14 protein-coding genes are annotated in these 14,649 nt (G+C 37.4%); 10 read left to right on the top strand and 4 right to left on the bottom strand.

Annotated elements, in window-relative coordinates; genetic code table 11:
- The first annotated feature begins 12 nt into the window (after nucleotides 1-12).
- From LIS78_RS13320 to LIS78_RS13300, 5 genes are all read left to right on the top strand, one after another.
- Nucleotides 13-1,383 carry an ethanolamine ammonia-lyase subunit EutB gene (locus LIS78_RS13320; RefSeq protein ID WP_252283752.1) on the top strand — a complete coding sequence of 457 codons (1,371 nt, stop codon included), beginning with the start codon at nucleotides 13-15 and terminating at the stop codon, nucleotides 1,381-1,383.
- Nucleotides 1,384-1,397: 14 nt separating this feature from the next.
- Nucleotides 1,398-2,111 carry an ethanolamine ammonia-lyase subunit EutC gene (gene eutC, locus LIS78_RS13315; RefSeq protein ID WP_252283751.1) on the top strand — a complete coding sequence of 238 codons (714 nt, stop codon included), beginning with the start codon at nucleotides 1,398-1,400 and terminating at the stop codon, nucleotides 2,109-2,111.
- A gap of 21 nt (nucleotides 2,112-2,132) precedes the next feature.
- Nucleotides 2,133-3,482, top strand: a complete 1,350-nt coding sequence (eat, locus tag LIS78_RS13310; protein ID WP_195783070.1) for an ethanolamine permease — start codon at nucleotides 2,133-2,135, stop codon at nucleotides 3,480-3,482.
- 143 nt (nucleotides 3,483-3,625) lie between these two features.
- On the top strand, nucleotides 3,626-4,561 hold the full coding sequence (locus LIS78_RS13305; protein WP_252283750.1) for a TcaA NTF2-like domain-containing protein: 936 nt from the start codon (nucleotides 3,626-3,628) through the stop codon (nucleotides 4,559-4,561).
- Between the two features lie 48 nt (nucleotides 4,562-4,609).
- Entirely contained in the window at nucleotides 4,610-5,800 is a 1,191-nt protein-coding gene (locus tag LIS78_RS13300) for a TcaA NTF2-like domain-containing protein (RefSeq protein ID WP_195783072.1), read from the top strand.
- A 53-nt stretch (nucleotides 5,801-5,853) separates the two neighbouring features.
- Here the strand turns inward: LIS78_RS13300 and LIS78_RS13295 are convergent, their stop codons facing one another.
- The gene (locus tag LIS78_RS13295) at nucleotides 5,854-6,849 is read right to left on the bottom strand and encodes a DUF3231 family protein (RefSeq protein WP_252283749.1); all 996 of its coding nucleotides are present in this window, start codon (nucleotides 6,847-6,849) and stop codon (nucleotides 5,854-5,856) included.
- A 335-nt stretch (nucleotides 6,850-7,184) separates the two neighbouring features.
- Between LIS78_RS13295 and LIS78_RS13290 the strand changes: the two genes are divergently transcribed.
- Nucleotides 7,185-8,267, top strand: coding sequence for a tyrosine-type recombinase/integrase (locus tag LIS78_RS13290; protein ID WP_209149839.1), 1,083 nt, complete (start codon nucleotides 7,185-7,187; stop codon nucleotides 8,265-8,267).
- A 141-nt stretch (nucleotides 8,268-8,408) separates the two neighbouring features.
- Nucleotides 8,409-8,843 (top strand): hypothetical protein, encoded by a 435-nt coding sequence (locus LIS78_RS13285; protein WP_013083346.1) that lies wholly within the window; start codon nucleotides 8,409-8,411, stop codon nucleotides 8,841-8,843.
- 36 nt (nucleotides 8,844-8,879) lie between these two features.
- Here LIS78_RS13285 and LIS78_RS13280 read toward each other — a convergent pair whose 3' ends face one another.
- Nucleotides 8,880-9,332: a MarR family winged helix-turn-helix transcriptional regulator gene (locus tag LIS78_RS13280; protein ID WP_195783075.1), complete on the bottom strand. Its 453-nt coding sequence runs from the start codon at nucleotides 9,330-9,332 to the stop codon at nucleotides 8,880-8,882.
- A gap of 198 nt (nucleotides 9,333-9,530) precedes the next feature.
- Here LIS78_RS13280 and LIS78_RS13275 point away from each other — a divergent pair, with 198 nt between their 5' ends.
- The 3 genes from LIS78_RS13275 to LIS78_RS13265 all read left to right on the top strand — a co-directional run bounded on the left by LIS78_RS13275 (nucleotide 9,531) and on the right by LIS78_RS13265 (nucleotide 11,958).
- Nucleotides 9,531-10,319: an HAD family hydrolase gene (locus tag LIS78_RS13275; RefSeq protein WP_029714917.1), complete on the top strand. Its 789-nt coding sequence runs from the start codon at nucleotides 9,531-9,533 to the stop codon at nucleotides 10,317-10,319.
- A 204-nt stretch (nucleotides 10,320-10,523) separates the two neighbouring features.
- Nucleotides 10,524-11,147 carry a hypothetical protein gene (locus tag LIS78_RS13270; protein ID WP_209149838.1) on the top strand — a complete coding sequence of 208 codons (624 nt, stop codon included), beginning with the start codon at nucleotides 10,524-10,526 and terminating at the stop codon, nucleotides 11,145-11,147.
- Between the two features lie 355 nt (nucleotides 11,148-11,502).
- Nucleotides 11,503-11,958, top strand: a complete 456-nt coding sequence (locus LIS78_RS13265; protein WP_252283748.1) for a hypothetical protein — start codon at nucleotides 11,503-11,505, stop codon at nucleotides 11,956-11,958.
- A 117-nt stretch (nucleotides 11,959-12,075) separates the two neighbouring features.
- Here LIS78_RS13265 and LIS78_RS13260 read toward each other — a convergent pair whose 3' ends face one another.
- Nucleotides 12,076-13,356, bottom strand: coding sequence for an Nramp family divalent metal transporter (locus tag LIS78_RS13260; protein WP_209149836.1), 1,281 nt, complete (start codon nucleotides 13,354-13,356; stop codon nucleotides 12,076-12,078).
- A 156-nt stretch (nucleotides 13,357-13,512) separates the two neighbouring features.
- The gene (locus tag LIS78_RS13255) at nucleotides 13,513-14,442 is read right to left on the bottom strand and encodes a PD-(D/E)XK nuclease family protein (RefSeq protein ID WP_209149835.1); all 930 of its coding nucleotides are present in this window, start codon (nucleotides 14,440-14,442) and stop codon (nucleotides 13,513-13,515) included.
- Between the last annotated feature and the right edge of the window lie 207 nt (nucleotides 14,443-14,649).

Raw genomic sequence — 14,649 nt, 5'->3', positions numbered from 1 at the left:
AAGGAGGAAACGATGTTTAAAACTAGCCGATTGTTAGGAGAAACATTTTCATTTTATAGCTTAAAAGAAATCATGGCCAAAGCAAACGAAGAACGTTCTGGAGATCAGCTAGCGGGAGTTAGCGCTGAGTCAATGAAAGAACGAATGGCTGCCAAACAGGTTCTAGCTGATATCACACTTGCTGATATTCGAAACTACCCGCTGCTCAGTGCAGATGAAGACAATGTCTCGGCATTAATCGAAAGTCAGATTGATTCATCTGTTTACGACATTATTAAAAATTGGACAGTAGGGGATTTAAGAGAATATATTTTATCCGATCAGCATAGCGGAGAAGACCTTCTTGCACTTGGCAAAGGATTAAGCAGCGAAATGATTGCGGCGGCTACTAAAATTATGTCCAATTTAGATTTAATTCAAGGAGCTGCCAAGATAGAAGTGCAAACTACTTGTCAAACGACTATCGGCCAAAAAGGAGTATTGGCTTCTAGAGCCCAGCCTAATCATCCTTCAGATAACTTAAAGGGAATGAGAGCATCTCTATACGAAGCATTAAGCTATGGAATTGGGGATGCGGTTATCGGAATTAACCCTGTTATTGACACCACGGATAATATCTACGCGCTTTTAAATGAAACAAAAAATATAATCAATGAATGGTCAATCCCTACTCAAAACTGTGTGTTATCACATGTGACGAGTCAGATGAGAGCAATCGAAAAAGGAGCATCTGCTGACTTGATTTTTCAAAGTTTAGCAGGCACAGAAGCCGGTAATGACTCATTTGGCATTTCACTGTCTATGCTCGATGAAGCGACAGCGCTAATTCATGAAAAAGGGACGGCAAAAGGTCCAAACCGCTGGTATTTTGAAACAGGACAAGGTTCTGAACTATCAGCCGAAGCTCACTATACCATTGATCAAGTAACGCTCGAAGCTAGATGCTACGGCTTAGCTCGTCACTACAAGCCTTTCTTAGTTAACACAGTTGTTGGATTTATTGGACCTGAATACTTATATAACAGCAAACAAGTTCTACGAGCTGGGTTAGAAGATCATTTTATGGGCAAATTGCACGGCCTGCCTATGGGAGTAGACGTATGTTACACCAACCACATGGATGCTGATCAAAATGACATGGATAATTTAAGTATGCTTTTGGGAACAGCTGGAGTGAACTTTGTAATAGGAGTGCCCATGGCTGATGACTGCATGCTAAACTACCAGTCTCTTAGTTATCATGACATCGCAACGGTACGCAATGTGTTAGGCCGTACCCCAACGCCGTTATTTCAAAAGTGGCTTGAAGATCAGCGTATTATGGAAAACGGACGCTTTACATCAAGAGCCGGAGACCCAACTATTTTTATGAATTTGATTTAAGGAAGGTGCTTACTATGATACCAAAGTCAAATCGCGATCCGCTTGAAACACTTAAACAATTTACCCCTGCCCGCATAGGTGTCGGCCGTACAGGAACAAGGCCGCTAACAAAAGACGTTTTATCTTTTCGTACGGATCATGCTGCAGCCGTAGATTCTGTATATGGAGCAGTTTCAGAAGATATTTTAGCTGAGTTTAACCTTTTCTCTGTGAATACACGCGTGGAGTCAAAAGAACATTATTTAAAACGGCCGGATCAAGGAAGATTATTAGCAGATAACGCTAAGAAAGAAATTTTTAAAAACTGCGTGCAGCAGCCTGATGTACAAGTAGTAGTCTCAGATGGACTGAGCGCCAAGGCAATCGAAGAAAACATAAGCGACGTGTATCCAGCTTTAATTGACTCCCTGCAGTCATATGGACTTCGTATCGGTACTTCATTTTTTGTAAAAGGAGGACGAGTTGCCTGTATGGATGAAATTGGTGAGATCATAAAGCCAAAAGCACTTGTGCTATTGATTGGAGAGCGACCTGGACTGGTAAGTGCTGAATCAATGAGTGCTTACATGTGCTATGAACCTAATAAAGGGAAAAAAGAGTCTGATCGTATGGTTATTTCTAATATTCATAAAAGAGGGACGCCTCCTATTGAGGCAGCCGCACATATCGGTACCATGATTGATAAAATGATCACGCAGCAAACAAGCGGCGTACATCTTATTGTCTAAACATCAAAAGGAGGAGAAGACATGGCGTTACAAAAACAATTAAAACCTATTCATTTATGGGCTATTTCAGTTGGTATGGTTATTTCAGGACAATACTTTGGGTGGAATTACGGGTTTGAACAAGGCGGAATTATTGGACTTGCAATCGCAACCTTAATTGTAACCGTGTTTTACACAACGTTTATGTTCAGTTATGCAGAGCTTTCAACATCTATCCCACAAGCCGGCGGACCTTCAGCTTATGCAAGAAGAGCACTTGGACCTTTTGGCGGATATATTGCAGGAATCGCATGTTTGCTTGAATTTATTTTTGCTCCTCCTGCTATTGCCGTATCAACAGGAGCATACCTGCACTTTCTTATTCCAGCCGTTAACCCTGTATACGCAACGGTAGGCGCTTTTATTTTCTTTATTTTACTAAATTTAATCGGGGTAAAAGAAGTAGCGGTGATTGAGCTTACAGCTACCATTGTTGCACTAATTGGTTTATCTATTTTTTATGTCGCTGGTTTGCCTCATGTACAAACATCAAATATTTTTAATGATCATTCATTTATTAATGGTTCAACAGGAGTACTAGCAGCTATTCCATTCGCTGTTTGGTTTTATCTGGCAATAGAAGGGGGAGCAATGGCAGCGGAAGAAGTGGAAAATCCTAAGAAAAACATTCCTAAAGGATTTATTGGAGCGATTATTACTCTAGCAACCGCAACGTTGTTTACACTATTTGTAACAGCAGGACTTGGCGGAGGCAGCGGAAAGCTAGCCGATTATCCACTTCCACAGGCACTGTCTTCTGTATACGGAAACGGCATTTCAACCGTTGTTGCTATTATTGGATTATTCGGATTGATTGCTAGTTTAAATGGAATCATCATGGGTTTTTCAAGACAAACCTATGCGCTTGCACGAGATGGTTACTTTCCTAAATTTCTTGCTAAAACGAATAAAAAAGGAGTTCCTGTTGGCGGTTTGTTGATTCCGGGAGCAATCGGCGTGATTTGTGCAGGATCTGCAACGTTTGCCAATGCACTTATTATCTTATCCGTGTTCGGAGCAATGATGATGTACTGCATCAGTTTAGTTTCTCTTTTTATTTTACGCAAAAAAGAACCTAACTTATCCCGTCCTTTTAAAGTGAAATACCCGGTAGTGCCAAGCATTGCCTTAGTATTAGGGATTCTATGCTTGTACAGCATCATAAAATACAGTGTTCTTACAACAAATTTAATGCTGTTTGGCGTTTCTCTACCTTTAATTTATGTGATTCTTGGAATTTTCCTTCTTTCAATTATTTACTATGTCTTTTATGGTTCTAGACAGCTCAAAAAAGAAGCAGCCAATTCGTATCAAGAAGCATCCATTAAATAGGAGGAAAAACGGCTCGCTGTAAAGGCAAGCCGTTTTTCTTGTGAAATTAAAGGGTTGAGCGTTTTTTTGTAGAATGATATACTAGGTCTGTTTGTTGGAAGAATATACATACATTTATATTAGATAAAGAAGGGGCAATTATGATGAACAAACGTAATACAATCATTATCACGATCACGGTTGTTTCATCTATTCTGTTATCAGCCTGTCAGCAAGAAGAGACAATAAAAGACGGAAATACAATGATAGTAGAAAAAGATGCAAAAAAAGTACTAAATGAACCAAAAACACAGGTGGAAAGCATTCAATCGATTGATTTAAATAAAGAAGCAATGAGCGGAAAATTTATTACAGCCTGGATGACTGATTACTTTTCAGCGTTTGGAAAAGCAGTTGATCAAAACTCCTTTGATGATCTAAAAGCTTTTTTGAAAGCGGACAGTTCTTTTTATAAAGAGCAGAACCTTCTTGTTGAAAATTTCACACGCCAAGGCATCGAGCAGAAGAAGCAAACGTTTCATATTGTCAATTGGTATGAAGAACCTAACCATGTGTTCAAAATACAAACCCACGAAGAAAGCTTATTAAAGCAGCCGGGTAAAGATCCTTATACTAAAATTTGTGACCGCCTTTATACAGCCGTTTATCAAAACGATACGTTAAAGTTATCGAGTGTAGAACCATTTGACTTTTCATCTAAACCAAATGCAAGCACTGAAACTCCCACTACACAAACAACAGATTTACACGACTACGATGGAAAATGGACCACTGGCAATGATAACGGATCTCCTATCATTCAATTTCTTGCTACATCCAACTCGGAAGCAACGATTAAAATAAATTCGTACCAGCCACCTAGCAAAATCCGCGTGTCAACCGTTGAACAAAAAAATATTCGCTTTGAAAATAACCAAGCAGCCATTAAATATGAAAATGATGGACAAGGAAATAAAGGAACAATTGTCATTACGCTCAAAGAAAATTCCATTTCATTACTTGCTAAAACAGATCAAAGCAAAAAGGCAAAGTGGGGAATTCCAAGCGGTGATTACGTGCTCGATACGTTTGAGAATTAAAGATCATTTTAAAAAACAGACTAAATTCGGCATTGAGGAGGACACCTTATGCATAAAAAATGGACGATTGCATTCGTTCTACTGCTGCTAATGGTTTTGACAGCCTGTGAAGAAAAAGAAACAGTTAAGTTATCCAAACCAACTGAACCTTCCTCAGATGAAGTGATCCCAAAAGATCAAGCTAAGTCATCTCTTCCGCCTGATCTTGTATCAGAAAAAAAAGCAGAAAAAACTGCGGTTGAGACGATGAACAAAATTTCAAGTACCTATAAAGAATTAGGCGAAGAGTATGAATGGGAAAATGAATCTAATCCTGCTGATTACGAAACGCTAAAAAAAGCGTTAACGCCATATGCAACATCATCTTTAATTGCAACAAAGTTAAAAAGTATCTCTACTAATTATTACTGCAAAGAATGCAATATGAGCTTTTTTCCTGATGTAACTCATCTTATTCGATTTGAACTTATTAACAATCATGCTGGGCAATTTTCGGTCTCGGCTATTGAGCCAATTAGTAAAGAAGGAAGCGGCGGACTGACCATTTACATGAATTTTAAATACGTTAATAAGCACTGGAAGTTAAATGAATGGGATGAAGTTACCTATCATCAAAAATACCTCAACATTACGGCCGATGAATATATCGAATACGTGAAGTCAATTAATCCTTCTAGTGATATTTCATACCAAGGCGAAACAACCCGTACAAATGAAAAAGGGGAAAAGGAAGAAATCTTGGTTTTCAAAGAGAACAATACAAAGTATGCCATTAGCAAAAACAGCTCTCAGCGAATCGACGATTTTAAAGAAGATAAAAAAGAAAAAGAAGAGAAGGAAGAAAAAGATTTTAATTTAAAAAGCATCCAAAAAGTTGATCAAGAAACAGCGGATATTTTTATTGAACATTATTTGCGAGATTTAACAAAGTCCATTAACACGAATAAATTTGAACACGTACAGCCTTATATCCAGCGGGATAGTGTTTTGTGGAATGATCAAAAGCAGCTTGTGAAAATGCTGTATGAAAGAGACATTCGAGAAGAGCTCGTTGATTATTCGGTATTAGACGTGGAATCTGTGAGTGAAGAAGAGGGCGAAGCGGTCTATACAATCCAAACGAAAGAAGTCATTTCAATTACAACGAACGGTCAAAGTCAGGAAAAAGAGTATTATCGAACCTATACCGTTTCCTACAGCAATAAACAGCTGCACCTGACTAAAATTGAATCACTTTAAAAAACATCACACAGAGCGTGATGTTTTTTATTTACAGATAAGTTCGCAGGATATTAAGATAATTCTTTCCGATCATCTGCTCTTGGCAGTTTTTCTATCCATCCTTTTTTGATCATTATTCGCCCAAAAGAAGAGATGGTTTTTAAATCCCTTAAAATAGAAGCATCACAATGTCCGGCTACGTCTATTCTCATACTAGTTATCATAGCTGCAGCATAATATGTAGTAGCTAAATGAAACAAAAATCCCGCATGAAATACCATTAGTTTATCAGAAAAAGGGGCTACGTCAGAATTTGTAATTTCAGCATCCAACAAGCGCGGAGACTGCAGGTTTTCTTGTTGAAGTAAGGAAGAAAAAATGTTTATATTCTTACTGGCTGTGTGCAAACATTCCTCCATAAAGCTATGGATATCTTTATTTTTCGTTACCTGTTTGAAGCCATTCACAAGCGCTTTAGCTGCAATACTCTTTTTTAAGTTAAAATAAATATTTCCAGCTTCCATTGAGTTCAGCTGTCTTTTGTCTCCGAATAGGTCCATAACATATCCCCATTCTGTAATCAAGTGACCTCTTTCTGTTTTAGAAAAGTAGGGAGATCGTTGATAAATACCTTTCGATATAAGAATTTCAATAGATTTATTATAAAGATCCATCGCATCAATATTGCATTGATAATAATGGTCACGTATATCTTTGCGTGCTGAAACACTAAAAGATATACTATATCCAGCTAATCCATGCATAGTCATTTCGTGTATATATACTAACCAAAAGGTGTCCGTAAACAAAGGAGGAGCATCTAGATTTACATCTTTATCAGTAAAGCCAATCGGCAAATCTAATTTTTCAGCTTTAAAAATATCTCTAAGCATGTGCAAATGTTTTTCAGCCAGTTCTAAAGTAAATTCAAAAAGAGAATAAACCTCAGGATCTTTAACCTTTGCTAACACATATTTACTAATACAAACAGACATGGTGTCTTGGATGTATTGTGTCCATAAACTTGTAATTTCTGATGACGTCAATCTACTTTTCTGATTATCCAAAATCGGTATCTCCAATTATTACCTAAACTCCTAATAGTATTCCCAAAACATTGCTGTCTAACACAATTAAAATCCTTTACTTAACTAACGCAAGATAACTCTTCCTTATCAAGCGTTCATATGATAAAGTAGAGAAATAAGCAGAAAACAGAATTAATTTTACATATAATGGATGTCTGCATTAAAATCTTAAAAAAATGACTTTCTAAATTGAGTTTTGGGAGGTTTTTAAAAACTTTTAATGGTATTTGTTGCAAATTGATAAAATTTCATTATACTTCATTCTGGTTTGTTTAAAAGGGATTCCTTTGTTTTTAATAATTAGGAGGGGTAAAATGGAAGAATTTGAATTGTCGCCTGCGAAAAATTCGTTTCGCCAGCTTAAAGAGCAGTGGGAAGAGGCAGAGTTGCTAGATGAAGATAATAACTTGAATTTAAAGCACGTTTCAGATGAAGAATTTATTCAGCTCTTTTTTTCGATGCGTATTATCAAAAAATCACTTTCTCCTCATACGATCAGATCTTATAATCAAGACATGAAAACGATTCTGTCTTTTTTCTATGAACGAGAGATTGCATTAAAATCGATTGGATTTATGGAAGTCAAATTATTTAATGAAGAAATGATGAATCAATATGCAAATCGCACCGCTGCAAGAAAACTGGAATTTTTTAGAAGAATGCTAGAGTTTGGACACGCTACTCATTTTTATCCTTCGCTGTATACCACGTGGATTGAAAAACCATCTATTGCAAAAGGACATTACAGCGACAAGGAAAAACAAAATCGCACCGAGTACCGAGAGTTAACCGACCGCGAAGCCCAGGTGATTGTAAATGCGTTAGAATCAGTCGTGCGCATTCGCCAGCATGAAAAGGAATTCAAAGCGCGTAATCGCTTAATGGGAATGCTTTTGTATATGAGTGGAATGCGTTCAAGTGAACTGCTGAGTTTAAATTGGGGAAGCTTCCGCGAAGACCGCCGCGGAAATTTGGTTGTAGATGTGATTGGTAAAGGAAAAAAAGAACGAACTATTCCCGTGTTTGATGATGTGAAAGAAACGCTTTTCACTTACCGGCAAGCGTTAAATGAAAGCACTGAACTAAGTCCTTTTGACACCGAACCGCTTTTTTATTCCATTAAAGAGTACTATCGTACCGGCGAAAAGAAGCGATTATCCTATACAACGTTGTATCGAACGATTAAATCAGCTGTTTATAAAGTAAAAGGAAACGCGTCTATTTCTCCTCATTGGTTTCGTCATACCTTTATTACAAACAGTTTAGCTAATGACGTTCCGCTTGCGGTTGTGAAGCAAGTAGTAGGGCACTCTTCTATTGCTACAACGAACGTTTATCTTGAAAAACTTCAAGAGGATACGGTATACGACGCGTTTCGGAAATCGGGTTATCGCTAATTACTTATAATATTTTTATGTAAACTAAAAAACATATATTTTCATTTTTACTGCTTATGCGTATGAAATAAGTTGTATAAATGAATAAGTTACTTTTCCTACAATATAATGGTAGAAAGTCGATAAAGGAGGGAGCTACCTATGACGGCTAAACATCCGCTTCACTACCATTTCGGAGAAGTAACGGAGCTTTTTCATTACATATACGAAGTTTGTGAAACAGCAGGTATTTATATTGACTGGAGCGGAACAGCCCAAACCGTTCAGCTATATCGAAGCAAAGAGTCTTTTTTATCGGGAGAGCGCTATATTGGAGCAATTCAGTATGAGGGAAGCAATCAGTTTCAAAAAAGATGGCCTTCTACTGTTAGCTTGAGATTTCGACGTGCGAACTTGTCGTTTATTTTAAAATATTGTTTAGAACAAATTGAAGACTACCGCAAAGACACAAACAAAGAACCCTTCATTAATCCAAATGCAGAATCCATCGCTTTTAAATTCACCTCTTTAACAGATGAAACCAAACAAGTGATTTCAAAAATTAAAGAAGTACTGTGCATCGCCAACTACGTGTAAAACCCCGCAGGATGTTAGCTGTGGGGTTTTCGGTATTTAACGCAGGTCTTCTGCATCTTGAAGCAGTTGTTCGGCGCGGTATTCAAGTTTTTGTAAAGTTTCGGTATAAATTTTCACCTGCTGTTCGTTTAATTCGGACGTCAATTCGAAAAATACCTGCTCCACAGCAGGCGTTACTTCTGTTTTTAAACGCAGGCCGTCTTCTGTTATTTGAATAAAAAACGAGCGGCGATCTTCTGGATTTCTGATACGCTGAATCCAATTTTGCTTTTCTAGTAAATCTAAAATTTTAGTCAGCGTCGCTTGATCTTTATCCGCTCGTTCAGCTAATTGTTTCTGCGTACTATATTCAGCTTCTGATACGCGTTTTAAAACGGTCCACTGTTCTGGCGTAATCCCAAAAGGGCGCAAGCGTGCGGCAACTACTCTGCTTAAGCGCTTACTTGTACGAACTGTGGGAATGCCGAATATTTCTTCTAACGATTCCATATAAAACCTCCTGCATACATACATGCTGTGATTATATCAGCTGTTTTTATTTCTGTAAATTTGTTTGTAAAGAGGGCGCTTTATAAAAATAAATTTAGAGAATAAATCGCAAATACACTAGACTTATTGTGTGTATCCTTGTAATCTAGTGTAAGAATAGTTAAACTTTTTCAAAAACAGTAGGGGGTACACACATCCATGATTAAAGCAGTATTTTTCGACTTAGATGACACGCTACTTTGGGATCAAAAAAGCGTAAAAGAAGCATTCGTTGCAACATGTACATATGCAAGTGAGAAATATAATTTAAAACCTGAAGAACTAGAAGAAGCAGTGCGTAAGGAAGCAAGAGAATTATATGCTTCGTATGAAACCTATGAATTTACGCAAATGATTGGCATTAATCCATTTGAAGGATTATGGGGGGATTTTTTAGACGATCATGATGAATTCCGCAAAATGAAAGATATTGTTCCTACTTATCGCAAAGAAGCTTGGACTCGAGGCCTTCGTGCCCTAGGAATTCACGATGATGCTTTTGGAGCAGAGCTAGCTGAGCGTTTTCCATTAGAGCGCCGCAAAACACCGTTTGTATACGAAGAAACGTTTGAGGTGCTTGATCAATTAAAAGGAAAGTACAAGCTGCTGCTGTTAACAAACGGTTCACCTGACTTACAAAATACCAAATTAGATATTACATCAGAACTAGTTCCATATTTTGATGAGATTGTGATTTCAGGTGCATTTGGCCGCGGTAAGCCTGATCCATCTATTTTCGACCATGCTTTATCACTTATGGATTTAAAGAAAGATGAAGCGATTATGGTTGGAGATAATTTAATGACAGATATACTGGGTTCTTCTCGCGTTGGAATGAAATCTGTATGGATTAATCGTCACGATAAAGAGCGAAATGAAGTCATTCCTACTTATGAAATTACCCATTTAAGTGAACTGCATTCAATTTTAGATGAACTAAATTCATAATACGAACAAACAAAAAAGAGGCGTAAATCGTCTCTTTTTTGTTATAAAAATAAGCACAGCAGTCTTTGCAGGTCCTATATCCTTTCCAAATCCCACTGACTTCAGTAATTTTTTCTTCTTTCTTCATATTTAACCAATTTTATCCTTTATTCCCATTTAAATACCATGTAGCATAGAATGTAGACTAGTCATTGGAGGAATAACATGAAGAAAATAGTTACCAGAAGCCTTGTAGCGGCTGTTTTGTTCACAAGTCTCGCCGCTTGCGAAGACAAACAAGGCGATACGCACGTCACTTACAAAACCCCTCAACCTAAACATGCCCCGGGAGCAGACACCATTTCAGCAACAGATGAAACGATGGCCCCTGTAAGTCGGGTAGCTCAAGAAGATGAAACCGATGATCGATTAGCATTTGGAGAACGATCAAAACACGGTCAATATTATGTGTCCCCAACGGATGCCCAATTTTATCCTGTTAAAGGAGCTAAACAAGTAAACACCCAGTACATTGTCGTATCCGTTCAGTTCCAGCGAACACTTAATGAACATTCGACTGTAGTATTAAACGACACAACGTTTACATTACAAGACACGGCAACTCATCAAACCTACGAACCGTCTGATGGAGGAAATTTAGCTACAGAAACCCCGCACACCCTGTGGACAGCTTTTTCATCACCGTCACTATTTAACGATGAACCCCTCAAACTCGATGTCGCATTTAAAATTCCAAAAAAGGCCAACCATACGTATAACCTGTTAATTACACAGCAATCAGAACGAGCAGATGTATTTAAGTTTGAAGAAGCCAAACAAGATTATTAATTACATACAGAAAAAATGCCTGTCTTTTGTTTTATAGAAAAAGAAGGCGTTTTTTGTAAAACCATCTTGTTTCTCATAGAAAGAGCAAACGATACTACAACCCCTGAATAAAAAGAAGGAATATACAAGGGAAGCGTAGCAAACGATAGACATAAAAAGAGAATAGACATAAAGCGCGTTAGTATAGTCAAGTTCAAAAAGAACGTGTATCATTGTAAGTGTCGGTAAAAACAGCTGGAGATAAAATTTGAATAAAAAGTTATGAGAAAGGAAAAGGTGCGTACATTACGCTAAAGACATAATGAACTATAATAATACAAAAACAAACACTGAATTCAGTAATAAAAAAATAAACATGCATTTAAATAGAAAACTATCCGCCGTTATTATAGCTGCGTTTCTTTTCGCTTTGCTTTTTTGTTTTATACCAGGTATAAAAGAGTCAATTCCTAATTTTTCTATTAAACAAAACAGCCCGCATTTCATCGATTTATTTCCTTTATATCTCTTATTCTTTACGCCATTCTTTCTAATAATGGGGACGTTAGGCACGGTTATCGTTGATTTATTAGTCAGTGCTTTTGTAAAAGACCGTAGTAAAAAAAATGATTTTATCATGTCATTCATATTCCACGCCATTTTTGGGTTTTTAATGTTTGAATTCGGAATGATGGGCGTCATTCTTATTTTTATTGTTGATCGTATTCTTTCAATCCGTAAAAAAAACTACTCTTATTTATATCCAGTGGGTTACCTAGTGCTATCGGCTATTATTGGAACTCTCGTCTATTTCATTTTTGCTATGGTTTAATAAAAGAATACTAAAAAAGAGACCTCAAAAAGTTAGATGCAGCCTAACAAATGTGGTCTCTTTTTTTGCTTTTTTTCTTCTTAAAAAAAGCACTATTTGGGTAAGTTGTTTAGTTTGCTATGCTATCGTTTGATAAATCAAAAAGATATTTAAACAAATGACTAATGCAGCTATCACCCAAGCTACAGTAGTTGTTGCTTTATGATTAACCAATCCGCCCATGATTTTTTTATTACTCGTAAACATAATAAGAGGAACAAGCGCAAATGCAATTCCGAACGATAAAATAACTTGACTGACAACTAGTGCACTTGTTGGATTTACGCCAAATCCGATAATCAAAAGCGGCGGAATAATTGTAATGAACCGGCGAAGATATAAAGGAATTCTGCGTTTAATAAATCCTTGCATGATGACATCTCCAGACATTGTTCCGACCGAAGAACTTGAAAGTCCTGAAGATAATAATCCAACGCCGAACGCAATAGCTGCAAAGGGACCAATTAAATGTTCAAATTGTGTAAAAGCCACGTCCAAATCTTGCACGTTTAGTCCGTTTTTAAAGAATAGAGCGGCTGCGACAATCAGCATGCTTGCATTAATTGCACCAGCGATAATCATGGCAATAACAATATCAATAAATTCAAAGCGGAAAATCGCTTTTTTCTCCGATTCTGTAGTTCCTACCACGCGGCGCTGCGTAAGAGCTGAGTGCAAATAAATCGCGTGCGGCATAACTGTAGCACCTAAAATCCCAGAAGCTAACAGCACGCTGTCTGTTCCGTGAAACTGAGGGACAAATAAGCCGTGGACAATACTTGCGCCGTCTGGATGCGCAAGAAACATTTGAGTCCCAAAAGCTAATACTACAATAAAAACCATCGCCGCAATAGCTGCTTCTAGCAGTCGAACACCTCGTCTTTGTAACTCTAAAATAGCAAAAGAACCTACCGCTGCGATAAGTGCAGCTGGGAACAAAGGAATATGAAATAATAAATAAATTCCAAGAGCAGCCCCAATAAATTCTGCTAAATCCGTCGCCATAATGACCAATTCCCCTTGGATCCAAAGCCCAAAAGAAACGAAGGACGGGAAGTGTTCCTGTGCTATCTCAGGTAAATTCAAGCCCGTTGCAATCCCTAATTTAGCTGATAACGATTGAATTAAGACAGCCATTAAGTTAGAAATTAATACAACCCAAAGCAGCATGTATCCGTATTGAGAGCCTGCTGCAATGTTAGTTGCAAAATTCCCTGGGTCAATATAGGCAACCGCTGCGATAAAAGCAGGCCCTAAAAAAGGCAATAATCGCTTAATTCCTTTTGTTTTACCTGACAATACGTCTTGAGCACTTAACTGCATAGCTGATAAGGCTTTACTGCCGTTTTGATCTTTCATGTCTAGTGCTCCTTTCTTTGATGAACAATAAATAGCCCAAGCTAATTTTTTTATATGAAGTATAAAATGTTTCCTTAATGCAAATTATATGCTAACAAAGGTTCTTTTGACAATAAAAAAGTTTAGTGAAAAATATAAATCATCTTCAGATATTTTTTATCTCGTTTGGCACAATTCTTTAAATGCACAGCCGTGACAGGAAGCGGGCGTATCTGCTTGAGGGAAATGCTCAAGCGGAAGAGGCTGATTTACCTCTGAGTGTTCCAAAAAAGTTTTCATATAATCAATGCTTGTATCGATTTGCCAAAGAATCGCTTCAATTTCGTGAAGAGTAAGCTGATACGTACGCGAACTGCCTGAAAGCAAGTATTCGTTTCGGACTTTTATCTTATCAACGGAAATATTATATTCAGCTAGCACGTAGAGGGCGTATATCGCCAGTTGAAACAAATCATCTTTTGTTTGTTTACTTGTTTTCCAATCAACAATCGTAAATTGGTCTGTGACTGGATTTTTAAAAAGAGAATGAAAAGGCGCATATACTTTATGATCATACACATTTATAGAACGAAACGACTGATGAGGCTCTACTTCTAAAAAAGGTGAAGATAAGATGTCGCAAAACGATTTACTTTGTAAAAAGTGATGTACACAAATGTGTACCCGTTTTTGCATGTCTTTAAGATCTTTTTTAGAAATATAGCCGTTTTCGTAGAATTCTAAAAGCATCTTATACTGAGCAGGCTTATGATACCAAAGCTCTCCATAGTCAGTAGAATCACGCAGTGCGTTATTTAGTAGTTGCTGCACTTTCTCGACTAAGCTCTGTTCATTCGGGACAAGCTTTGTAGATGTATAGTCAGAAATGGCCTCTGTAATCACTTGACGAACGGCTTGTCCGGCGTACATAGATAAAGTGGAAACCTTTTTTAAACGATAAGCACTCTGAGACTGCGCAGAAGCGCTGTCAAGCCATCCGTTATGTGAGGCATAATAATGATATGCATACTTTCGGTTGCACTGTGTGACCATTTTATGCCTGGAGTACGACCATGAAAATTCAGGGAAATCAGTGATTTGAAACAAGCTATTCACATCCTTTTTCAAAAACTGCGCATAGGTTGGTCTATTAGTATATTCGTACATGAGTTAAAATAGACTAAAAATGTAGAGAGTGAATAGCTACGCATGCATATTATTTTGTGGATTCTCGCGAAATATGTATAAATAGAAAAAACTATTTAAAAATTGATTGCTTTTTTCTGTGGCGGATGTTATATTAATAAAGCGATG

Origin of the sequence: Priestia megaterium (genome assembly GCF_023824195.1) — a bacterium.
GTDB classification, from domain to species: Bacteria; Bacillota; Bacilli; order Bacillales; family Bacillaceae_H; genus Priestia; species Priestia megaterium_D.
Note: the sequence above shows the minus strand (reverse complement) of the source record. Positions and strands in the feature narration are given on the sequence as shown.